This window comes from Clostridium lapidicellarium, from assembly GCF_041224415.1.
Taxonomy (GTDB): Bacteria; Bacillota; Clostridia; order Clostridiales; family Clostridiaceae; genus Clostridium_B; species Clostridium_B lapidicellarium.
The window spans coordinates 1-24217 of sequence record NZ_JBGFFE010000032.1 but is presented as its reverse complement, the minus strand read 5'-3'; the positions used below and the strand labels follow the sequence as shown (position 1 = coordinate 24217).

At 37.9% G+C, this 24217-nt stretch carries 19 protein-coding genes and 1 pseudogene; 6 read left to right on the top strand and 14 right to left on the bottom strand.

Going from position 1 to position 24217, the window contains the following annotated elements:
- From AB8S09_RS14750 to AB8S09_RS14725, 6 genes are all read right to left on the bottom strand, one after another.
- Positions 1-587, bottom strand: a 587-nt coding sequence (locus tag AB8S09_RS14750) for a cell wall-binding repeat-containing protein (protein ID WP_369869431.1), incomplete at its 3' end; no start/stop codon positions are given.
- Between the two features lie 628 nt (positions 588-1215).
- The gene (locus AB8S09_RS14745; RefSeq protein WP_369869430.1) at positions 1216-2268 is read right to left on the bottom strand and encodes a Fic family protein; all 1053 of its coding nucleotides are present in this window, start codon (positions 2266-2268) and stop codon (positions 1216-1218) included.
- 374 nt (positions 2269-2642) lie between these two features.
- On the bottom strand, positions 2643-3611 hold the full coding sequence (locus tag AB8S09_RS14740; RefSeq protein WP_103081498.1) for a protein NO VEIN domain-containing protein: 969 nt from the start codon (positions 3609-3611) through the stop codon (positions 2643-2645).
- Positions 3612-3646: 35 nt separating this feature from the next.
- Positions 3647-6607, bottom strand: coding sequence for a type III restriction-modification system endonuclease (locus AB8S09_RS14735; protein ID WP_369869429.1), 2961 nt, complete (start codon positions 6605-6607; stop codon positions 3647-3649).
- Between the two features lie 14 nt (positions 6608-6621).
- Positions 6622-8565, bottom strand: coding sequence for a site-specific DNA-methyltransferase (locus tag AB8S09_RS14730; protein WP_369869428.1), 1944 nt, complete (start codon positions 8563-8565; stop codon positions 6622-6624).
- Positions 8558-8797: a helix-turn-helix domain-containing protein gene (locus tag AB8S09_RS14725; RefSeq protein WP_012103576.1), complete on the bottom strand. Its 240-nt coding sequence runs from the start codon at positions 8795-8797 to the stop codon at positions 8558-8560. Before AB8S09_RS14725 ends, AB8S09_RS14730 begins: the two co-directional genes overlap by 8 nt.
- 631 nt (positions 8798-9428) lie before the next feature.
- Here AB8S09_RS14725 and AB8S09_RS14720 point away from each other — a divergent pair.
- The 4 genes from AB8S09_RS14720 (at position 9429) to AB8S09_RS14705 (ending at position 14894) form a co-directional block, all read left to right on the top strand.
- Positions 9429-11732 carry a phage/plasmid primase, P4 family gene (locus AB8S09_RS14720; protein ID WP_369869427.1) on the top strand — a complete coding sequence of 768 codons (2304 nt, stop codon included), beginning with the start codon at positions 9429-9431 and terminating at the stop codon, positions 11730-11732.
- 273 nt (positions 11733-12005) lie between these two features.
- Positions 12006-12905, top strand: coding sequence for a phage major capsid protein (locus AB8S09_RS14715; RefSeq protein ID WP_012103572.1), 900 nt, complete (start codon positions 12006-12008; stop codon positions 12903-12905).
- Between the two features lie 75 nt (positions 12906-12980).
- On the top strand, positions 12981-13184 hold the full coding sequence (locus tag AB8S09_RS14710; RefSeq protein WP_012103571.1) for a transposon-encoded TnpW family protein: 204 nt from the start codon (positions 12981-12983) through the stop codon (positions 13182-13184).
- A 57-nt stretch (positions 13185-13241) separates the two neighbouring features.
- Positions 13242-14894 (top strand): DUF4368 domain-containing protein, encoded by a 1653-nt coding sequence (locus AB8S09_RS14705; RefSeq protein WP_369869426.1) that lies wholly within the window; start codon positions 13242-13244, stop codon positions 14892-14894.
- A 93-nt stretch (positions 14895-14987) separates the two neighbouring features.
- Here AB8S09_RS14705 and AB8S09_RS14700 read toward each other — a convergent pair whose 3' ends face one another.
- Positions 14988-16064: a cell wall-binding repeat-containing protein gene (locus AB8S09_RS14700; RefSeq protein WP_294184779.1), complete on the bottom strand. Its 1077-nt coding sequence runs from the start codon at positions 16062-16064 to the stop codon at positions 14988-14990.
- Between the two features lie 208 nt (positions 16065-16272).
- Between AB8S09_RS14700 and AB8S09_RS14695 the strand changes: the two genes are divergently transcribed.
- Both AB8S09_RS14695 and AB8S09_RS14690 read left to right on the top strand, forming a co-directional pair.
- Positions 16273-16713 carry a cell wall hydrolase gene (locus AB8S09_RS14695; protein WP_294184781.1) on the top strand — a complete coding sequence of 147 codons (441 nt, stop codon included), beginning with the start codon at positions 16273-16275 and terminating at the stop codon, positions 16711-16713.
- Positions 16714-16781: 68 nt separating this feature from the next.
- Positions 16782-17195: a hypothetical protein gene (locus AB8S09_RS14690; protein ID WP_294184785.1), complete on the top strand. Its 414-nt coding sequence runs from the start codon at positions 16782-16784 to the stop codon at positions 17193-17195.
- Positions 17196-17238: 43 nt separating this feature from the next.
- Here the strand turns inward: AB8S09_RS14690 and AB8S09_RS14685 are convergent, their stop codons facing one another.
- From AB8S09_RS14685 to AB8S09_RS14655, 7 genes and pseudogenes are all read right to left on the bottom strand, one after another.
- Positions 17239-17535, bottom strand: coding sequence for a hypothetical protein (locus AB8S09_RS14685; RefSeq protein ID WP_294184787.1), 297 nt, complete (start codon positions 17533-17535; stop codon positions 17239-17241).
- A complete protein-coding gene (locus tag AB8S09_RS14680; RefSeq protein WP_369869425.1) occupies positions 17532-18416 on the bottom strand; it encodes a tRNA 2-thiocytidine biosynthesis TtcA family protein in 885 nt (294 codons plus the stop codon). Before AB8S09_RS14680 ends, AB8S09_RS14685 begins: the two co-directional genes overlap by 4 nt.
- 72 nt (positions 18417-18488) lie before the next feature.
- A pseudogene (locus AB8S09_RS14675) lies at positions 18489-19388 on the bottom strand (sensor histidine kinase); the annotation flags it as partial.
- A 474-nt stretch (positions 19389-19862) separates the two neighbouring features.
- On the bottom strand, positions 19863-20840 hold the full coding sequence (locus tag AB8S09_RS14670; protein ID WP_294184790.1) for a dipeptidase: 978 nt from the start codon (positions 20838-20840) through the stop codon (positions 19863-19865).
- Positions 20841-20899: 59 nt separating this feature from the next.
- A complete protein-coding gene (gene yjeM, locus AB8S09_RS14665) occupies positions 20900-22396 on the bottom strand; it encodes a glutamate/gamma-aminobutyrate family transporter YjeM (protein ID WP_369869424.1) in 1497 nt (498 codons plus the stop codon).
- 744 nt (positions 22397-23140) lie between these two features.
- Positions 23141-23287, bottom strand: coding sequence for a hypothetical protein (locus AB8S09_RS14660; RefSeq protein WP_294184794.1), 147 nt, complete (start codon positions 23285-23287; stop codon positions 23141-23143).
- Positions 23260-23799: a helix-turn-helix domain-containing protein gene (locus AB8S09_RS14655; protein WP_369869423.1), complete on the bottom strand. Its 540-nt coding sequence runs from the start codon at positions 23797-23799 to the stop codon at positions 23260-23262. The genes AB8S09_RS14660 and AB8S09_RS14655 overlap by 28 nt, the downstream gene beginning before the upstream one ends.
- Between the last annotated feature and the right edge of the window lie 418 nt (positions 23800-24217).

Below are 24217 nucleotides of genomic sequence, written 5' to 3'. Positions count from 1 at the left end.
TGGTCGTTGCTTGCCAGTAATAATATCTGTCCTTTTGCAGCTGCTACTGGTGCTACTGAAAGGGCATCCGAGAATCCTTCTCCTCCAACAACCATTACATTGCTGGGGTCAACTCCCAATTTAACCAGTTCGTCAGCTACCTTAGCATTTGTCTCATATCTTGTAGTTCCACCCAATTCTGTCAAATTGTATTTGTCAGCTTTGAGGCCATCTCTTATGTTCTGAGAAATTGAAGCATTTCCACCTATAACATATACGTTTTCCGGTTTCAATGTATCAAGTGCCGATTTAGCGTCTGAGCTCAATGTATCAGATGCAGTCAAAAGGATTGGTGCATCCAGTTTCTTAGCCAGTGCTGAAGCACTAACCGCATCTGCATAACCTTCTCCTGATACTAATACTACATTCTTACTGCCCTGTGCCCAGTTTGTCTTAGCAACTTCAGCAGCTGTTGCATATCTAGTAGTACCACTTGTTCTTGTAACTTTTCCTTGAGCTGCTTTAACTGGACCAGCCGATAAAGCTGTAGTTAAAACCAAGGACATAAGTGCAGCACTTGCAAGTGCCTTTGTACTTTTCTTGCTCATATTGTAATACCCTCCTCGATTTAAGTGAATTTTAATTAAAATTCTTTAAAAAATATATATATATTTTAAATATATACTTTGTCAAAATGCAAACCAGATTACAGTAGTATGTCCAATTATTATTCATCTACAAACTGAAATTTTACTTTTTTATACGTATTCTACTCATCTGTAATATATCATACGCACCATACTCACAATGCTTGGTCCACATTCTTAAAACAGGTTTTATTATAACACATATAAATCGTACATTCTAGTAAGATTGTACAATTTAGCAGAATATTTCACAAAAATTTATTATCTGCCCTATATTCCTGATAATTCATACCTGATTATATCATAATAAATCCATAATTTCTATAGTCTATATATTATGATAAATAATTAATAAATTGGTAACAATCAACCCATGTATCAATTATACAACAACATTTCTAAATTTTCCATAGTCTAGCCCTAGTAATTCAAGGTTCTACAGGAAACATATTCCTCAAAATACAGTTATTTTTCATGACGGCTAGTTAATTATACTTATGCATTTCCTATATTATTCTACATAATATATAAAAATCCTTTTTTTTATCCAAGATTATGATCATTAATCATAGTCATTTTAATACTTAAATCAACTAGTTATTCTCCACTTCGCATTTCTTCCCTTGCCCGTAACAGTTATTTTATTTTCACCTTTTAATTTTGATAAAACCCTATTTATAGTTGATTCTCCAACATCCGGGCATGCCTTCCTGATATCATCTTTAGTAAATGAGCCTATAAAATGATTTATTGAATTTTCTATCCTGCTGCTTTTGCTTCCCCTTGTATTTTTTACATTTCCAACTCTGGCTTCAAATTCTCGATAGGCAGAAAGAATAACCCCAAGCAAATACTCTATCCATGGCAGCAAGACATGCTTACAATCATGCCATTCTTGTGAAGATAAATACAAGGTCCTATAATATTCTTCTTTATTTTTTTCTATTATCTTTTCCAAACTTACAAACCTTCCCACTTCATACCCAAATTTATATAGCAACAGCAGAGTCAGCAATCTCGACATCCTGCCATTACCGTCATCAAAAGGATGAATACATAAAAAATCCAATACAAAAGCGGCCGTCAAAATCAACGGATCTATTTTATTATCTTTTATACTCTCATTAGTCATACTGCACAGTTTTTCCATAAAGTCAGGTGTTTTAAAAGCGCTTACAGGTTTAAAACGAATAAATTTTCCCCCATTTGGCAATGTTTCTTGAATAAAATTATCACTGCTTTTCCAATGTCCCCCCTCTATTGAAACAAATTTATATAGATCTCTATGTAATTGAAGAATTACACTAGGCTTTATTGGAATATGAACTGCCGATGTATGTATCAAATTCAGCACTTCTTTATATCCCATTATTTCTCCCTCAGATCTATCTTCTAAATTTATAGGCTTGCCTTTATTTATAATATCGTGAAGGCGCTTATATTCTATTTTAATGCCTTCAATTTCATTAGATGCCTTAGTACTCTCTACAATTGCTACTTTTTTAAGACTTTCTAAAACCTGCGGTGACTGCTGATTATACAAATCCTGTTTCCCTTTGTATTCATTAATCTTCCCTATAAGCCGCACTATACGCATTGGGACGTCCATATACAACAGCCGATTATTTAAAAAAGAGTTCATTAATTTATTTCCTTTCTATCAAATTATATATTTTTTATTATATCCATTTTCAGATAATCATAGTCATTTACACCCCAAATGAACATATTTATTATAAAATGAACATATTTATGACCAAATTAATTATATAAAATCAGCAAAAAATTCTCAATTTCAAATAACCGGGCATAAGGTCATTTAATCAAAGTTTATAGATTAAATGATGTTAAAATAAAAAAATCCCCGAAAGAAGCGTTCACTTAGGGATTGAAGAAAAGCTAAAATGAACAGCTTCAAGCGGGGCAAAAAAGACCAGTCACAATCAGGCATGAATGCTTGAAGCGGCTGGTCTTTTTGTGTTTATTGGTAATACAAAATATGGTCATTTTATGGAATTAAGTATAGCACCTTGCGGATATAATCTGGTCAATTGAAAGTATATGACCATCTTCGCTTATCCATTCATTCCTTTCAGAGGAATATGAAAAAACATAAAGTACAGGATTTTCTAGGCACTTTGTAACAACACATAATCTGTAAGAGTCCTTATTGTTGTTCATTTTTGAAAATTCATTTGGAGTTAACTCAACAGAAACCTCTTGACCTGCTAGTCCCTTTACTTCAATTTTTAATTTAATTTTCTTATAAACTGCTTCCAAATCCCATCCTAAGTTTTCGCTTTCTACAGAAGTCACGGTAAAACCCCTTTCTGAGTATTCTCTGGTAACTTCTCTAATAGCGATATTCTCTATTTTCTTTCTTAGTTCTGCATCGGTTTGGCGGAAGATAGGAAGGCGACGCCTAATACTTTTCTTTTTTTCATATCTTTCTATATGTCTTAGAACTTCTTTCTTAAAATCCACCATTTCCGGGCTATCAGCATACCAAACATTTGATTGACCCATTCCGCCTTTTACTCTTCTTGGTATTATCGGGAATGAGAACCTTTCATCTATACTCAGTAAAGTAGCATTGTCAGCATTAGCAACAGCATAATATCCGATATATTCATTTCTAAATTTTCTTTCTGAAAGATTAGTGTTCTGGTAATCTTTAAAAAACCTGGCATTCTTATACCATCCAACTATATACGTTCCGCCATTCTTGTGGGTTGCAGTGAAAATGACTAAAACATCATCTATGAATTCATCATCTTCACTCGCTCCTAATCTTTGTAGGTTGTTATACCCGCTTGGCTGAGCATAACCATATACCTTACCGCTAATTTTTTTGAAATTGAATATTTCGTGTCCATAACCATATTCTTCAACATAGGAGCCACCGCCATGTATTTCTTTATCATTTCCCAATAAACCTTCATATCTTTCCATCCAAGCTGTGTTTAAGAATATCATAGCTTTCATTGATTTACCTCCTTTCAGCTAGAAATTCACACAAATCACTCTGCCAATACTTCCTTAATAATCTGAGCCATCTGTTTGTTGTTTAACTGATCACGGAAATAAACAGTGTATCCATCTTTCGAGAGCATATCAAAGAAAACACGAGCACAATCAATTTTTGCTTTTTCTGTACCACGTAAGTCGGATTTATTTTCTACGTCTTTTGTTTCGACTACAATGTTAAGCTCTTTCTCACCGGAAGCCTTTCTTACAACATACATGAAGTCTGGACTGTACATTCCACCGGTAATAGTTGGTATGGCAATGCTGCTACGTGGGATTTTACCGTATACAACTACTTCCTCAATGTCCGACATAATGTTCTTTTGTTCCAACGGTGAGTCATAAACGAAAGCATCGTATAAATATTTATCACTTGGAGTTCCGGGCGCGATTTTTGTACCAATGCGTCCCTGCGCAATATCTTCACGAGGAGAACCGTCTGCATATGAGAGTGCTGTTGCACCAACAGGCGTATTACTTTTCGCATAATGGAATCGGCCTTGCAAATTATTGTTTTTCCACTCCTGAAATTGTTGGATAAACATACTGACAGAATTTTCATTAATGTGTTCAGGGTTAATAGCACCATGCCTATTTACATACTCACACAATGCTTCATGCAATACTTTGATTGGAATATTTGTAGCTCGCATAATCCTCTTAAGGAATTCATTGTAGGGAATAGGCTTGGATACTATGTATTGAGCACCTGTATCTGAAAGAATCATCATCTGTGAGCCATCGCTCTTTACAATATCTCTGGAGCTGGTCATAACAACGTCTGTGAAAACGCTAGGTTTTTCTAGCAATGATACTACCACGTTGGTCATATCGGAATCCAAATCCGCATCGTAAAATAGCAAGTACCGCTGATTAATTGTCTCCCAGAGTTTTCGTATCTCGCTGTACACAGCCTTACGGATTTTAACAGGCTTTGGCTTAGCAACATTTCTGTCTTTTACTTTACCTGAAGACAACCCTGTGGAAAAGTCTGGATATTCTGCAAAGAAAGCATCCCTGGTATCCGGTTTTATATTCATTCGTCTGTCGATATAATGATTATCATATAATGCATCAAAGAGCTCATCAGAAGTCATGCCGAGTTTCTTGGCCACTTGTTCCAATCTTTCTTCGCTAATAGAAGAAGCTTGTGGAATTTCTCCGTTTATTTGGTCTATTAATCGTTTAGCAAAGTCTGCCTCTGTGAAGTCAACAATATAATTAAGCTGGAATTCTTCATTGGAGATTCTATTACCATTCTCATCTACAGGTAGTCGTAAACCTCGTCCAACCTCTTGCAGTTTACTGTTTTCACTTCCACTAGAACGAAGCTTAGCTATCGTAAATACATTAGGGTTATCCCAGCCCTCTTTAAGTGTCCATTTTGAAAATAGAAAACGTAAAGTGTTATAACTGCCGTCTTTATTCTTAAAAGAAAGAAGCTGTTTTTTTTCATGAAGGATGGTTTCTACTTCTTTTGCTATTTCTTCATCCGAATCGCTATTGTCCTGTGAAAAATAGCCTGCATGGCAAGCAGAAATATCTGCAAGACTTGCTTCCAGATATGCCCGATATTCTGTATCATGCTCACTGAGGGTAGATAGCACCGATTCTATCCGTTCCTTAAGTAATCTCTCAAAAGCTTGTAATAGATAAGGGGTTTTACCTTCCTCGTTTGGTCGGTATGATGATATATCATCGATAAAGAATAATGCCAATGTCTTGATCTTGAAATTGCGACCACAGAAGTTTGCTTTTTCAGTTTCAAAATGACGTTCAAGAGCAAGACGCATCATCTGCTCTTGATAAGAGGTCATATAGATATCCACATCCAATTCCTCACCAGTTGACTTTTGAATACCATTAGAAAACTCAACTGTTGATTTACCAATAGCTTGAATAGTAATTCCCTCGAAAGCTTCATTGATAATGGATAGTGAATCTCCAGTTTTAAGGGTAAATGTTTTAGTTGCTTCATCACGCTTTTTATACTGAAAGGTAACAGAATCCTTACTTGTGACGGAAGTGATTTTTACCTTTTCTTCACGCTTAGAAACTGGTTCAAAATGCTCCTTCGCTACTCCTTTTATTAAATTCTGATTAAAAGATTCACAGGCATTTAAATCATAGAGCAGGTTTTGATAGTCTTTTATCGTTATTTTGTTCTTTCCACGTCCGCTTGTGGTTTCAGGGAAGGTAGCACCAAAACGTATAATACACTGTGGTTTTATTTCATCAGCGATCACCTTGAAAGCCTTCTGGTCACGAGAAAATCTGTGTGGCTCATCAATAATAACAATAGGGTGTGTTGCACGAATAGCATCAAGTGGTCTATAAAAACCTTCTACACCATAATCATAATCATCACGACTGAGTAGACCATTTTTACGAACAACGAGCAGTTGCATATTAACTAACAGCACATATATTTTCTTCGTGTTTTGGCAAGAACCTTTTACAAAGTCGCTTACAACACTCGGAAAATATGTACGTCCCTTTTTCTTGCTTTTCGGCGCTTCTAGTACACCAACCTCAATTTCTGTACCATATCCGCAAACATCGGAAAAATGTCGCCTTACATATTCATCACGCAAAAACTGTGCTGTCCCCGCTTTAATCGCAAGTGAAGGTACAGCGATAATAAACTTATTGATTCCGTATTGTTTATGAAGCTCATACATAGTGTGTGTATAAACATACGTCTTACCTGTTCCTGTTTCCATCTTTATATCAAGATTCAAGCAATCTCCAACTGGCCTACTGCTTCGATACTCTGCAGGGATATTTTTTTGAATTTCTCTGATATTAGCAGTTAACTGAGAATCAGAAAGATCAACTATCGGGTTTTCATAAAATTGTCTAGGTTGAGCAATATGCACCCTATCTAGCACTTTACTTATAGCGTCTACTGCTTTTTGTTGGTGTGGTAATCCTCGTTGTAGGATAAGTTCCATGACATACCCTCCAATCAATAACGGATATCGAAGTTGATACGCAAGTTTTTCTCTGTATCCTTCAACCGTTTCAAATTAATTTTCAAAGCTTCCATTTCCGTCCAAGTAAAACTATATCCGAATAGCACCACATTTTCTGGATTAAAGTTTCCGTCTGTTTCGTATTTTACTACAATGGCTTCAATAGCCTTATTTGACAGTTCCGAATCAATAAGGTAAAGGTGTTTTCCGGTATAATAGCCCTTGTACCCTGCAAAATCTAACTCTTCAGCATTAGCAGTTAGACCATAACCATCCCTTACAAGCCATGTTGAAAGTATGGTAGGCTTTCCAAAATCGTCAAGCAGAGATTTCTCCGCAAATAGCTTATTTTCATCTGGGTCAAACTTCTCTAGCTTGTCTATAGTATCAGTAGCTGGTTCTTTAAGAGTAAAGTGTTTAAAACCAAGGTCGGCTGTTGTATCTGGATATTCTTCCTTTATAGATTTTGCTGCTCTAATAATGCGTTCCATACCGATTTGGTCTATAGTTAAGTAACCTGCTTTTTCAGCAACACTACCTTCTTTAACTTTTTCTGGTAACTGTACCATTATAAATTTACGATTTCCCCCATCTTCTGCATTTAGTTGCATTACAGAGTGAGCTGTAGTTCCTGAACCAGAGAAAAAATCAAGGATTATATCATCCTCATTCATTCCAACTTTAATTAAATCGGAAATCAGAGAAACAGGTTTAGGAAAGGAGAAAATTTTACCTTTTAATAATTCTTCCACCTCAGCAGTTCCACGTCTACTAGAATACTTTGTGTCAGATAAAATACTACGAATTAATTTTTCTGAATGTCTCATCTTTTGTACTATGCGATATTCATTTGAATTTGTTTGGTATCCAATAATCTCTTGATTAATAAATTTTCTTGCTTTTTCTTTTCCCCATCTCCAAACAAATTGAACATTATTTTTTAATGACTTTGGTGGATATATTTCAATAGAATTAGCCTTTTTTTCTAATCCGATTTTAAAGAATCCATCCTTACAAGGTTCATCAAGATATAAATAAAATGGATAAAATAAGTTAGGACGATTTTCTTTATGAAAAGCTTCATTACTATTATATAGAGGATGAATATTAAATCCTCCTTTGTCATCTTCATATTTAAAGTTCTTATCGTTGTCTGGTAACATATTAGTTTTCGTTTCATCATTATTCTTTGCGTAAAAAAAACAGTATTCATGCATTTTCCCAATATGCCCGTAGTCACGTGCATTTGGTGCAGAATTAATTATAAAGTTCCCAATAAAGTTTTCTTCACCAAAAACATCGTCACAAATTAGTTTTAAATTTGCTTGTTCATTATCATCTATTGAGATAAATATAACTCCATCTTTTTTAAGCAAATCCCTGGCAAGCAAAAGACGTGGATACATAAACATCAACCATGCTGAATGAGATGCTGAACCCCGCTTAGTTAAATCTAAAATACGTTGTGCCTGCTCTTCACTAATACTTAACTTTTCAGATAATTCCTCAACAGTAAAGTTAAAGCTGTCATTATAAACAAACCCATCTGTCCCAGTGTTGTAGGGTGGGTCAATATATATCATTTTCACCTTATTTGAATAAGATTTCAAAAGATGCTTCAATCCGTCAAGGTTATCTCCGCTTATGTAGACATTTTCGCTGTTTGCATTTTCTGGTTTTGAGTTATGTTCCTCGTCTGGCACGACAACTGTTGTAGTATCAATTGAAGCCAGCAATCGGGCATAGTTTTTACCCAAAAACTTAAGTTCATAACCTTCTCCAGTTACAGCAATCTTATCACTTAAAAATTCCTTAAACCGTTCAATATCAAAGGACCCATCTGCCCTAAAGCATGAGGGAAAATTTTCTTTTAGTATAGCTATTTCTCGACTGTTCGGTGTTGCACTATCATTGGCATTCATAATATCCTTAATCATTGTTATCATTCACCTTGCCTTTCTCAATTTTATCTGGTACAAACTCTAAAATATCACAGATGTCACATTCTAAAGCTGTGCATATTTTTTGAAGTATTTCTGTATTTACATTTTCATTTCTGCCAAGCTTTGTAATAGTTGCCGAGCTAACACCGGAAAGGCGTTGCAAATCTTTCTTTTTCATATTCTTATCAATTAGCAGCTTCCATAGCTTGTTATAATGTATTGCCATTTTTTGCACCTCCCACAAATATTAATAATTATATCACAAAAACACGATATAAACAGCATAAATTTTTAATCCCACATTATTTTTCATCTGTTTCAATCACAATTTTCTGTTTGCGCATTTAATTAATGGTGCTCAAATAAATACTTTTAGACAAAAAAGTCGGAAAGTCTAATTGAAAAATCCAAAACTACAGCATTAAGCCTTCTTAAATTTAATACCACTTTCGCTCAAATTTGAGCAAAAGCATAAACATTACAGCCGTCTTTTCTGGAAAAAAGACAGGCTATTTTTTATTTTAGGGGTTCGAATCAATAGAATTCTTCGCTTATGGATGAGGAAGAAAAAATATTTTTAGAAAATCCTCAACTAATGTGCCCTACCAAGGCTATAAGGTGAGAGGAAAAAAATCCCCCAATGAAAGCATAGTTTTTCTCTCACTGCTCCTTGACAACTGAATACCCCGAAATGCAAGAGATACTTCAAGCAGAATATGCCATGACGATAATTCCGAGCGTATTCCTTAAAAGATAACGAGGTTGTGTCAAACAAGGCAAACCCTCTGGAACCGTAGCGTTTCGGGTCATTTATAACAGGCAAGGAGGTGAAATAACTGAATACACAATATTATAACTTGCCGCAGATTCTTAAAGATAAGCCACAGTTTTGCTGTTGGAAATATGAAGAGCGAAGTGGCAGAAAAACCAAAGTTCCCTATAACCCAGTAACAAGAAAAAGGGCAAAACCAAATAAACGTGGTACATTTAAAGATTTTAGTTCGGCTGTAGCTGCTTTAAGTGATTATGATGGTATCGGCTTTATGGTGGGTAATGACATTTGTGTTATCGACTTAGATAATTGCTTCGACAGTAGTGGTAAGCTTAAGCCTATTGCCCAAAGTGTTGTAGAGGCTTTTAGTGGTTGCTATATGGAACACAGTCCATCTGGGAAAGGGCTGCATATTTTCTTTAAGGCCACTGGCTATGACTTTGACAAAACAAAATATTATATCAACAACAGAAAGCTGGGAGTTGAGGTCTATGTGGCTGGAGCAACAAATCGCTTTGTTACCGTAACAGGCAATGTATATGCAGATGGTGATATACCGGAGAAATCGAATGAACTACAGATGATACTAGACAAGTATATGCTACGTCCTAACCCTGTGAAGCAACTACCGGATATGGACAGCCAGTCCTATCTGTCTGATAAATCTGTTATTGAGAAGGCTTTAAAATCAATAAATGGAGAAAGGTTCAAAGCATTATGGCAGGGAGATACATCTGGCTATGCTTCCCACAGTGAAGCTGATTTGGCACTTTGTGGTATGCTGGCATTTTGGTGTGGCAGGGATATTGGACAGATGGACAGACTTTTCCGGCAGAGCGGTCTAATGCGAGATAAGTGGAATAGACAGCAGTCCGGCAGTACTTATGGAATGCTAACCATACAAAAAGCAATCACAAGCGTTACGGAGATATACAAACCAGGTGGTAAGCGTTCATCGGCTACAGAAGATTTTGGCGAATATTCCCTTACTACTTTAAAGCCTGAAAACAATGAGCGTTACCCTTGGACAGATATTGGGGCAAGCAGGCTGTTTGCTGATTATTATAAATCTTTTGCCCGCTATGTTCCCGAAAGGAAGATGTGGTTTTGCTATGAAAACGGCATATGGACTCCCGATATTGGTAATCTCAAAGTGATGGAAATGTGTAAATCATTGGCTAATCAACTGCTAACCTATGCTTTGACTATTCAAGATGAACATCAAAGAAAGGCATACATTGACTATTGCCGAAAGTGGCAGTCAAGAAGATACCGAGAAACGGTACTTAAAGATGCACAGAGTGTATATCCCATATCAATGGCTGAATTCGACCAAGACCCGCAGGTACTCAACTGTGCCAATGGAACATTGTTTTTAACATCCATGGATTTTCATCCCCACAACAGCGAGGACAGACTTACAAAGATATCTGGCGTTAAATATGATCCAGAAGCAAAAAGTGAGCGATGGGATAGATTTATTTATGAGATTATGAGCGGAGATGAGGAAAAGGCAAAATTCCTCCAAAAGGCCTTTGGTTACAGTATCAGCGGAGACACTCGGTATGAATGCCTGTTTGTTCTCTATGGTGCTACAACTCGAAACGGTAAAGGTACGCTATGTGAGAGCATTCTTAAGGTATTAGGCAGTTATGGCTGTACCGCAAGGCCGGAGACTATCAGTCTGAAAAAGAACAATAACAGTTCAAGTCCAAGTGAAGATATTGCCCGGCTTGCAGGAGTACGCTTTGTGAATATCTCCGAACCTAGCAGAGGACTTGTCCTAAATGCTGCACAGGTAAAAAGCATGACGGGTGGTGACACCATTAACGCAAGGTTTCTACATGAGAATTCCTTTGATTTTTCGCCAAAGTTTAAGCTGTATATCAACACCAATTATCTGCCCGTTATTACGGATATGACACTGTTTTCCAGTGGCAGAGTGGTAATCATCCCTTTTGAACGACACTTTGATGAAAGCGAGCAGGATAAAAACTTAAAACGTGAATTCGCCAAACCAAAGAATCAAAGTGCTATCCTCAACTGGCTAATTGAAGGCTATCAGCTGTTAAAGAAAGAAGGCTTGACTTTACCTGATTCCGTTAAGACAGCAACGGAGGCTTATAAACGTGACAGCGACAAAATAGCATTATTTTTCGAGGATGCCTTGGAGGAAAGTCCTAATAGTGAGGTGCGGACATCCGAAGTGTATGCCCGGTATCAGCGTTGGTGCAGTGCCAATGGATGTTATTCGGAGAATGCAAGAAACTTCAAACAAGCATTAACAGCTATCGCCCGTGTAGAACGGAAACGACCACGTTCTGGTGGTGGGATGACCACAATGCTTATCGGATATAAGCTGACAGAAGAAGAATTTTTTCTTATTTAAACACAGTGTAGCAGCTTGTAGCAAGAAAAACAGGTTATATAAAAAATCGCTCTCGTATAGAGAGTTTAGTTTTTACCTGCTACATCTTGCTACAAAGCTTAAAACCAGTGAAAACAATGGATACAACTCCATGTGTTAATACCTGCCCCTAGGGGAGGTCAAATCTCCACACTTTTTCATCTGGACAACGGGCGTGGGGCAACGCGTAAAAAAACGCGGTTTCAAACGGGGTATATACCCCACAATCAATTTTAATTTAGGAGGTAAACGATTATGGCAACATCAACAACTTATAATAGAGCGTTTTGGAATGTTATGAAAGGAAAAGAAGAAAATAATCAAAATCTAAGAGAGGGTTTTGATAATGCAGGAGCCTATGTCGCACCAGACGAGTTCCGAGAAGGCTTTAACACTGCTTTGGCAAAGGAGAATATACTCCGCAGATTTGCTACTGTTATCAATCTATCTTCTGCAGAAGGTAAAATTCAAGCGGTATCCTCAACAGGGACAGCAGATTGGGTTGAAGACGGAGATCCAATCCCCGAAAGTGCCGATACATTTACACAGTTTCTGGTGAAATCATACAAGCTGGCATCTCTTGTCAAGCTAAACCGCTCATTCGTCACCGATATGAACTTTAATCTTGAAAAATATCTGATGGGTGATTTTGCGAAGCGTTTTGGCAAGGCTGAGGAAAATGCATTGCTTAATGGAAATGGCACAACTCAGCCAACAGGTATACTTACGGCAGACGCAGATGTAACTACAGCAGACAATAGTACCATCTCTTTTGATGAGATTATCTCTCTGTATTTTTCATTAAAAGATGAATATCGCAATAACGCTGTGTTTATTATGCACGATAATACAGCCATGCTTCTTAGAACCCTTAAGGATACAAGCGGCAGTTATCTGTGGAATTCTTCAGACAACACCATCTTCGGAAAGCCTGTAGTTACCTCTCCATATATGCCTACAGTATCAGCAGGAGCGAAAAGCATTGTATTTGGAGATTTATCATACTACTGGCTGATTGAACGTCAACCAATAACGATAAAAAAATTAAGTGAGTTATATGCATTGCAGGGGCAAATTGGATTTTCTGCTTACGAGAGATTGGATGGCAAGCTAATTCAACCGGATGCTCTGAAAATATTACAAATAAAAGCTTAAATAATGGATTAGGCACTGGGTAATCAATTCGGCTCAGTGCCAGTCCCTTCAAAACATCGGACAGGAGGTCACGATATGGAGAATCAAAGTAACAGCCGCACAACCAAATCCGATATCGGAGGTACGGTCTATGTGGTGGAATCACGAGTAAGTGATTCAGCAAAGGAAAGTGCATATTCCAAGCTGAAACGACTGATTACGGTCAACGCAAAAAGCCTTTCAAAGTTATCAAATAGTTCAAATAAACCCACGGAAATCAACTCGACTTCTTCAAGGTAGTACGGTAATATACATAGTGCTAAACCGCTTGAAGACTGTCGGAAATGGAGGAGAAAAATGAATAGACAGTCAACATTTAGCACTATACGTAAATCAACATTAGCATTTGAAGAAGCGAAAATTACTGCTCTTTACTGCAGGCTTTCCCGTGATGATGAGCTTGCAGGAGACAGCAACAGTATAGTAAACCAGAAGGCAATTCTAAAAAAATATGCTGAGGACAACGGTTTTCGTAACATCGAATTTTATGTGGATGATGGGGTCAGCGGTACAACTTTTGATAGACCAGACTTTAACCGCATGATTGCAGATGTAGAGTCCGGTAGAATTGGAACGATTATCATCAAGGATATGTCCCGATTCGGCAGGGATTACCTTAAAGTAGGATATTATACCGAGATTATGTTTCCTGAAGCAGATGTACGATTCATTGCTATTAACAACTGTATTGATAGTGCAAACCAAGCAGACAGTGACTTTACACCGTTTCTTAACATTATAAATGAATGGTACGCTAAGGATACTAGCAAGAAAATCCGTGCTGTGTTCAAATCCAAGGGACAGTCCGGTAAGCCGCTCTGCACCAATCCGCCTTACGGTTATATTAAAGACCCTGAAGATAAGTTGCACTGGATTATAGATGAGAAAGCCGACGAGGTGGTCAGAGATATTTTCCGACTGTGTATGGCTGGTTTTGGACCCACGCAGATAGCAAAGCAACTTGAAAAGCGATGCATTGATACACCTACGGTTCATCTTCGCAAAATGGGTATTAACACTCCAGCAAGACCACCTGAAAACCCATATGCTTGGTCGGCTCGTACCGTAGCAGATATTCTGGCTAAAATGGAATATCTAGGCCACACAGTGAATTTCAAGACTTCTAAAAAGTCATATAAGAGCAAAGTCAAGATAATGAACAATCCAGAAGATTGGCTGGTTTTCAAAAATACCCATGAAGCAATTATTGATGAGGGGACTTGGGAAACAGTGCAGAAAATCAGAGATGGCAAGCGAAGACCATCACGATTAGGTGAAATGGGAATGCTTTCTGGCATGATGTTTTGTGCCGACTGTGGGGCAAAGCTGTATCAGGTTAGAGGCAAGGGATGGACACACGATAAGGAATATTTCGTTTGTGCTACTTACCGCAAGAAAAAGGGTATGTGCAGTTCACATCAGATACGTAATGTTGTAGTGGAACAGCTTTTGCTAGAAGACTTAAGATGTGTAACCTCCTTTGCCAAAGACCATGAACAGGAATTCATCCGTATAGTTATGAATAATTCAGAAAAGGAACTTGCCAAAGAACTCCGCCAAAGTCAAAAGGAATACGAACAAGCACAGACTCGCATTGCTGACATAGACAAAATCATTAGAAAGCTATATGAAGATAATGTGATGGGCAAAATTCCCGAAGAGCGTTTTTACAAGATGTCGGCTGAATATGAATCCGAGCAGAAAGCTCTGGAAGAAAGGATAACCAAATTAAAACATACCATTGATACAGCAAATGAACAGTACCTCAATACCGACCGCTTTTTGGCACTGGTTAAAAAGTACACAGAAATTACAGAATTGGATGCAGAGATTATCCGAGAGTTCATTGACAAAATTATAGTATTTAAGGCTGAAAAGGTAGATGGACGCAGAACCCAGCGGATTCAAATTTTTTATAACTGCATTGGCGCTATCGACTTACCAAAATAAACGAAAAAACGGCATAGCCGAATATCAACGACTATGCCGAATTTTTCAGGAATTATAAATCCCTATCTGACCGCTCCAAAAGGGGATCTTTTTTTATTCAATGCCTATAACTTCGAAATCTTCACCATTTTCAAGGGTTGTCTGTATTTCCTGTGAAACAGAAGCTGTTCCTCCAACTATTACAGCTTTGGAGCTGCTGTCTGCATTACCCAATATATAAGCATTGGCATCTATTATCTGATCTTCACCTGCACCAACTCCGCTGAGCACTACAGGGGAATCGGTCTTTGCTGCTGCTGCAGAAGCTACCAGGGCATCTGCAAACTGATCATCGGATGCACCGCCTGCTGCCACATATACAGTATTGAAATCAAGACTGCTCTTAAAATGATTCAATATTGCCAGGTTGGTGGCAAATCTATTTGCCATGTTGGAATCGTCGGTAATCTTGGATGCATTCACAGAATCAACCACGACTTCGGGAAGCACTCCGCTTCCACCTGCAGCCTGTATATTGCTCAAGCTGTTGGAAGTTATTACATCCTTGACTACAGAAGGCACTTCCTGTTTATTTGCAAACAAAACGGGATATCCATTCTGGGCGGCGATGGAAGCTACTGAAAGAGAATCAGCATATCCATCCTGTCCATTTACAAGAACTGCGGATTTTTTACCGCCCATATCAAGCACTTTCTGGGCAACTGCCGCATTTGTACCCATTCTGGTAGTGTCAGTAGTACCTTGTATACGCTGAACTTTTTCATCACCGTATTTAGTTTTCAAATTATCTTCCATGGATTGAGATACAACTCCGGTTCCGCCTATTATATATACATTAGCTGCTCCAAGCTGGTCCATGGTTGAAGATACTTCAGATTCCAGAGTATCCTCCCCGTGGGTTAAAAGTATAGGGGCGTCGAGCTGCTTTGCCAGAGGAGTGGCACTTACAGCATCTGCATAACCGTAGCCATTTACAAGCACTACATTCTTGGAAGTTTTAAACTGCTCTATGGCCAGCTGGTCAGCAGTACCTATTCTGTCACCCTCGCCAATCCTGGTTGTCGGTATTTGGTCTGTCGCTGCTTGTACACCTGCAGTCGGAATTCCAAGTGCCAGGGTTACTGCCAGCGCAGTTAAAAGGGGGCTTAGAAATTTTTTCTTATTCACCATATAATTTACCTCTCTTTCCTTTTATCATGAAATATACATAACTTATTATATAACAACAAAAAAAATTTTTATAGAGGCCCGAAAGAAATTTATACAATTGACAATGGACAATTGACAGTTGGCGGTGGGCAAACAAATAAATAATTGTAACCTTTTAAACTTTTTCAAATAAAATAGTATTGTAAATAAAATATGGAGGTGAAAGCCTATGGCTTTTTCAGACAGGGAACTTCTTGCCAGAATCATAAAATGCGAGGCCGGCGGGGAGGGAGACACCGGAATGAGGGCTGTAGCTACCACTATTATGAACAGAGTCAGGGTTCCATACGGGGAATACCACAGAATAGGCCAGGGAGATTTAAGACGCATACTTTTCCAGACCGGCCAGTTCGACTGCATGCGCACTGAAATAAACGGCGTACCCAATAACCAAAATGTCTGGTCCACTCCCCCCGATCAAATACACTATGACATAGCAGACTGGGCACTTGCGGGCAACAGACTATTTAACATAGGCTATTCTCTATGGTACTTCAATCCCTATGCTCCATGTCCCAACATGTTTCCTCCAAACGGAGTAGGGATTTTCCAGATAAAGATACTGAACCACTGCTTTTACGATCCGACAGAACTCTATGCACAAACTTAGGCAATGGACAATTAACAATGGACAATATGTAAATTTTAAATTAATTAATATATCACGGAGGTATTTTAATGATATCAAATTATCCTGACTATTTCAGGACTATGCCGATGGCACCAGAGATAATGCCAGAAGTGGAGATGCCGGAAACTGCATCTTTAAATTCCGATAAGACAGATAAGGCAAGACAAACCCAGACGCCTTCACAGGCACAGCAGCACATCACGCCTACACCTACCAGTTTTGAAATGGCACCGGGTTCACCAGTGCAGCAGGACATAAATTATGTTCAAGGTTACTTAAGGACCCAGATAGGGAAAAGAGTGAGAGTCACATTTCTGCTTGGTACCGGGACCCTCCAGGACCGAACAGGTATACTGGAAAACGTGGGAATAAGCTATATAATACTGAGGGAGGACGGTACAAATTCAAGAGAACTGGCAGACATATATTCCATAAAATTTGTAGTTATATTTGACAGCTAACTTATCCAATTCAGATTTTCGGCCGGCGCCGGAAATCTCTATTTTATTTTTTGACGCCGCGCCCTTTTCTCCGCTTTTTCGCATTAATTTCCTCTATGACAAATTTATCAAAGGGAAATCTGTCTATAAAATTATCCTGGTTGAAGGTAGTCTTTCTTCTCCTGTTGTACTCATCGAGGTTAGTGGGAAGCCAGTAGGGTTTTTCAATGTCAAATTCACTGCAGATCTTGATTATGCAGTTCTTCAAGTCCTCCTGGTAATCTTCTCCACTGTCCAGGGTGATCACCTTATCCTTAACTATCCTATTATTCTTTATGAGTTTTCCCCACAACTTCGTCATTTTTTACCCTGCCCCTCGTCCCTATCGTAGTTTTCCAGGAAAGAATGTCTTTCTCCACCCTGTTTCCAGGCCAGTATGCCGTCCAAATTCACATTTTCGGCCGCATGAAAGATGGAGTTGTCTATATCTTTGTATTTTTTCTTGAGTTCCGCTATAAGATCCTTTATCTCATACCTCTTATTGCCCGTTCTTTCCGCTTCCACCATGCAGGCACAGTTAAGGGGCCATATGCCGCTGCCCTGTATAAAGCGTTTGATATAAATTTCCTTTACATAATAAAGAGGCCTTATGAGTTCCAGTCCCTCGAAATTTTTGGACTTCAATTTAGGGAGCATGGTTTTAAAACTTCCGGAATACAGAAGATTAAGAAGGGTCGTCTCTATCACATCGTTGAAATGGTGGCCCAAAGCAAGTTTATTGCACCCAAGTTCCCGGGCTTTTGTATAAAGTGCCCCTCTTCTCATCTTTGCACACATGTAACAGGGATAATCCCTGGCGATTTTATCCACAACATGGAAAATATTGGACTCAAAAATGTGCACAGGAATATTCAGATAACTGCAGTTGCTTTCCAGAAGTTTCCGGATACTCTCGTGATACCCCGGATCCATGGAAATAAATTCCAGATCGAAGTCCACCCTCCAGTGTTTTTTAAGTTCCTGAAACAATTTGGCCATAAGAAGGCTGTCCTTGCCCCCGGACACCGCCACTGCAACTCTATCCCCCTCTTCTACCAGGTGATAGTCGTTTATGGCTTTTACAAATTTCGACCATATATGAGTCCTGTACCTTTTTGTAATGCTGTGTTCTATTTCCTTCAACGGTTTTCTCTCACTAAAGGGAACCAATATGTCACATCCGGTTCCTTCAATTTTGCTCATGCCATCACCCCGCTTTTACCAAAACATTATATCACTTATAAAAGCGGAAATAAAATCTACATACAGTTGATTTTATTTATAGTATATATCCGATATATCCGGAAATTCCATGCCTATCTGCTCTTTTCTGTTTCCGCAGTCATCATCTATACATTTTTCTTCGTCTATAACCTTTACAGGAAGTTTTATCGTAAATTCGCTTCCTACATTCAGAGTGCTCTTTACACTTATTTCTCCACCGTGGAGCTCCACAAAAGATTTAACCAGGTAAAGGCCTATGCCGCTGCCTTTGCTGTTGTTGATATTATTCCCACCCACCTGCCCAAATCTTTCAAATATTACTTTAAGTTTGTCCTCCGGTATTCCGACACCAGTGTCTCTTACTTTGATATATACATTATCCCCTTCATCTTCGACATTTACATATATTTCACCATTCTTAGGGGTAAATTTTACTGCATTTGAAAGTAAATTCAAGATTATTCTCTCTATTTTATCAGAATCAACTGCCATTATCTTTTCCTCCACATTGGTGTCAAAAACCAGGTTGATTCCCTTGTCTTCCACATAAGGCGCCAATGAAGAGGTAATGTCCTCAACCACACTCACTATGTTCCTATTATGAAGATTCAATTTTATAAATCCGGAGTCCAGTTTACTTACATCCAGTAGATTATTTATAAGCCTCATAAGTCTGTAACAGTTCTGTTTCATAATCGTAAGATACTGACTTTGCTTGTTAACATAATTTTCATCCGTATAATCCTTATATAGTCCCAATACCTGTATTGCAGAAAAAATAACGTTGAGAGGTGTTTTTAGTTCATGAGAAATATTAGATATGAATTCTGTAATTTTTTTGTTAAGTTCCTTGCTTTCATTTAAAAGTTCAGTATTTTTTTCTACGTCATTTTTAAGCTGTTGAACTTGCATTTCCAGAGTTTCATCACCAAAAATGTCTAATACAGAAGGTTCCTGTAATTTATTGTATTTATCGTTGTTTTGTTGATTAAAACTATTCATATTCTCACACCCGTTTCCATATCATAATAAAATTATATTTTTATTGTACAAACTGCTCTACACATAAATTATATTGATAATTATTGCATTATATGAACTGTTTATAAAAAAATATAAGTTAACCATCAATTACGCATTGTGGGAACTAAAATTAAGCACTTATGAAAATGTTTTAAATTGTAATTAAAATGTAACTTAATTCATAAATATGTAATATATAGTTCAAGGTAATTATATCACCTCTTTTTCTAAAAATAAACCTATAATTAAGAAGATTTTTGTAATTTTTATTTTTTATGTATAAAAATTACATTAGAATTGTCTAATATTTTGCAATTTTTAAAATAATAAAACAACAAGCGCACTTTAAAAGGTCTTAAAAACCTAATCAAAGTGCGCTTTACCATATATATGGATTCAAATTTATCCTAAAATTTCCCTGACAACCCTCATTATATTTTTATATGAGATTTTTTTCAGTTCTTCTTCATTATAACCTCTTTTTTTAAGTACTCTCAAAAAATTTGGAATCTCAGAGGCATTTTCAATTTCCGGAGTTGCAGTCAGGGCTGTTTCCTGAAAGCTCTGGGTGGATCCGGAATCCAAAAAGTCGCAAAAGTCAAATCCCAGGCTAATATGGTCAATTCCCACAAGTTCTACAATATGGTCCACATGATCCGCAAATTTTTCAAGGGTGGGTTTCCCGTCGCTGCTTATAAAATCAGGCCAAGCGTTCATTCCCATTACTCCGCCCCTCCCTGCCAGTGCCTTTATCTGATCATCCTTCAGATTTCTGGCATTTGGACAAACAGCATAGCAGTTGGAGTGGGACGCTATAAAAGGTTTCTCCGTATTCTCATATACATCCCAGAAGGTCTTTTCGTTTGCATGGGACACATCTACTATCATTCCCAGCTTCTCCATCTTTTCAAGAGCCTGTATCCCAAGATCCGTGACTCCCCTGTCCTTGTTGGGGCTTGAAACTCCAGTTGCAAACTCATTTTCTTCATTCCACGTAAGCATTGCATGCCTTATGCCAAGGGCGTAAAGTGCATTTAAAAAGCTTACATTTTTACCGAGCCCGCTCAAACCTTCAAATCCCAAGATTATAGCCAATTTGCCCTGTTTCTGGATATTTTCAATGTCCTCCGCATTATAGGCTACAGCAGCACAGTCTCCCATCTCTCCGATTTCTTCGAAGGTGGCACCTAAAATCTGGACCATCCTGTCCATAGGGTTTTTGTCATAGGGAGGATCCACCCAATTTACAAGTATGGTGGCCGCCACGCCGCCTTTTTTGAGCCTGTCAATATGATATTTCCTTAATACATTTCTTTCACCTTTTGATCTTTTTATAGTAACATCAGTTAAAATATCAGAATGTCCGTCAAATATCTTCATTAGTTATCAACAGCCCAGAGACAATTTTTTACTTTAGGCTGTCAAAATTCACTCCCTTTCTAGATTTCATTTTTCATCAATTTTTCATATCTTCTATAGAGCATTAGTGCAATAAGTGCAAACACAGCAGGCCCTGCTATAATCCAGAGCGTCGTACTTAAATCGCCTTCCACAGCCGGCTGTATTATGGAAAAGAAATTTGCAAAACCAACCGTCAGTGTAGAAAGTACCGACCAGAGCATGACACTTCTACGCGTCTTGAACATGCTGAAGGATTTCTTAATGGACTTGTTTTTCTTAAACCTCGGAAATGCCCCGGTTATGAACACATAGGGCAGTGTCATGGCTACATTGGTCATCAGAACAAGTTTGTTGAAAAATTTATTTGCGCCCTCACCTCCAAAGCTTACAAGTGCAAGAATTATAACTATAATTATGCACTGGGCCCACATGGCATTTTTAGGCATATCGTCGGAAAGTTCGCCTAATTTCCCGGGCCATAATTTTTTAGGCACCCCTTCTATCATCTGCTTGAGCGGCGAATAGGATACATTTATGAGAGACCCCACATAGGTGAGAAACATGGATAATCCTGCAAACCTGGCCACCCATCTTCCAAAGTTAAGGCAGCCGGCCTGGTCCAGTCCCAACCCGGATCCAATCTGATACCCCAAATTGTTCATTACAATTATAACTGCATTTACGGTATTTATATTTTTCCCGGACAGCACCTGTGACCAGTTGGTAAATATGCCTACTGCAAATATACCCACCGCATAGGCAATGGCAATGAAAGAAGCTCCTATAATTATCCCTTTTGGAAACGTTCTTTCCGGATCCTCGGTCTGGTCCACCACACCTCCCATGACTTCTATGCCTCCATAGGCGACTATGGAAAAAGTGACAAAGGACAATATCGAAATGGTACTGCCGTACGCCGGGTTCGGTGAGCTGACAAAGGAGTGCAGGTTTATGGCCTGTGCTATATGGCCGTGGTTAAGTACAAGCACAACTATGGCTCCCACATAGGCCACGATATTTATAAACCCGACGGAAATACCCCCAAGAGAGGTTATTTTAATTATTTTGTCAAGCCCTCTCGTTGCAATGAAAGTAAGAGAGACAATAAAGATTATTGCCAATATGCCCACACTTTTGGTGGAATCCATCCCGAGAAAACTCCAGGTGGATGTAGTGTCCCTTCCAAACAAGATGGTTGAAAAGTGAACCCATATGGACGTGCAGGTCAAAACCACCCATACAAGCCAGCCCACATACCACATTATTATTCCTATGAAAGCATATTTGGGACCTACCGACTTTTCAAGCCAGGAATATATCCCTCCTTTTTCATTTTTAAAAGCCGCACCATATTCTGCTATCATAAATGCGAAGGGTACAAAGAAAGCAACTGCCGATAAAATATACCAGGGAATTGCAGAATACCCCATAAGCAAAAATGATCTTGGAATATTAGTGAACATGAATACGGTTGTAACACACATTAAAGACAACGAAACTAATGTCAATTTCTTTTTTTTAACGTTTTCTGTCATTCCTTTCACCTCTTACAACTATATATAATAATTCATTATATTAAATATTTTTATGTATATATATAATATTCTTCACTAACTTGAATATTCCTGCTATATTTTAAAAAAATTTTGTATTTAGAATAATAAAAGCTCGAAATATTTATTAACAATGGACAAGTCACAATTGACAATGGACAAGGGGCGGTGGACAAGCATAATAAGCATTGGGCAATAGCTAATCGTCAGTAGACAAGTTAACAGTTTAAAGCTGACAATTCACAGCTGGCAGTGGATAAACAGTGGTGGACAAGTCATAACAGGCATTTGGCAGGTGTGTAAACGTCAGCGGACAAACTACCGATTAATTACAAAATTGGTTATAAAACAATCACATAATAATCTAACTTGCAGGATAATTGAAACGAACGGTTAAATCAAATGGTTAACTATCATAATCTTTAAGTAAATTGGAAAATAAGTAATTAATAACCAGTAAAGAGCAGGGAGATTTAGAAATTGACAAGCTGGATACAGAGTTATAATCATAGCGCAGATTAGAGTGTGGACAGGATAATATAAACCGGAACTATATATAACAGGATTAGAGTTCCAAGGATGGACAGGTTATCAAATACGATATTTCACAATTTATGATAAATAGCTTATATTTTAGTATAATCAATTTTCAATACAATTATCAATTAAATAAAAAAGAAAATTTTCGGCATCTGCCGAAAATCCACCACATATAACCACTTGATTTTACCACGTATTCTCTCTGAACGCTTCTTCCGTATAAATACCACACTGACTTGAATAGTTTTTCCCACAGCCTTCTGTAGAAATACCACTCTTATAGAGCATTTGCCCGTCAGTTTCTTCTAAAAGCTCGGCGGAGTCATTGCCCATACGGAAATCACAGTATCTTCACCTACATTTATGTACCTGTGGGGAACATTGCTGTCAAGATATATGCTGTCGCCTTCTTCCAATACATATTCCTTGCTTCCCCACTTCACCTTCATGGTTCCCTTGACTACATATCCGCACTCTTCACCCTCATGGGAAATCTGTTCATAAGAAGTGCACATGCCAGGTTCAATTTTTACCAGAAGGAACTCAATTTTTTTCTTTAAATTAGGGCTCAAAAGCTCATATGTAACATTAGAATTGGGAAGAGTTATAGTTTTCCTGCTATTTTTTTTCACAATCGGAAGCGACTTATCATATTCATCAAAAAAATAATTTATACGCACATCAAGAGCCTTGGCTACTTCCCAAAGAGACCACACTGAAGGGGTGGTTATATTTCTCTCCATCTGACTTATAAGCCCCATACTAAGACCGGATATTTTTGAAAGCTGCTCAATACTCATTTTTTTGGATTTTCTTAAATTTCTTATTTTTTCACCTAAATTCATAAATTCACCACGCTAAAAGCCTCATTTTTTTCATTATAACATATCACTGTAGAAAAGTTCAAAGAAAGAAGATAATTTTCAATTTCAGCTGAAAATCAAGCAATCTGAACATCAATCCCCAAAAATTTATCATTTTTACCCACTCTGCAAATATTTATCCGTCTGAAAAAATTGTAAGAGATGTGAAAACAGCTATGTAGGCAATTATCTCGGTTGAAACAGCTGGTTTAGAGACAGTCGCTTGTCTACTTGCTGAGCTGACTGAACTTGCCGGGACTGGTTGCTTGTCCTGCTTGTGTTCCTGGAACTGATTGCTTGTCTTGCTTGTCCAATCATTTACACTTTATTCACAACATTTGCGGCAGCCTGACTTTTTTCAATTCAGATTGATCCCCGTTAACTGCTGTGATACCAAGGT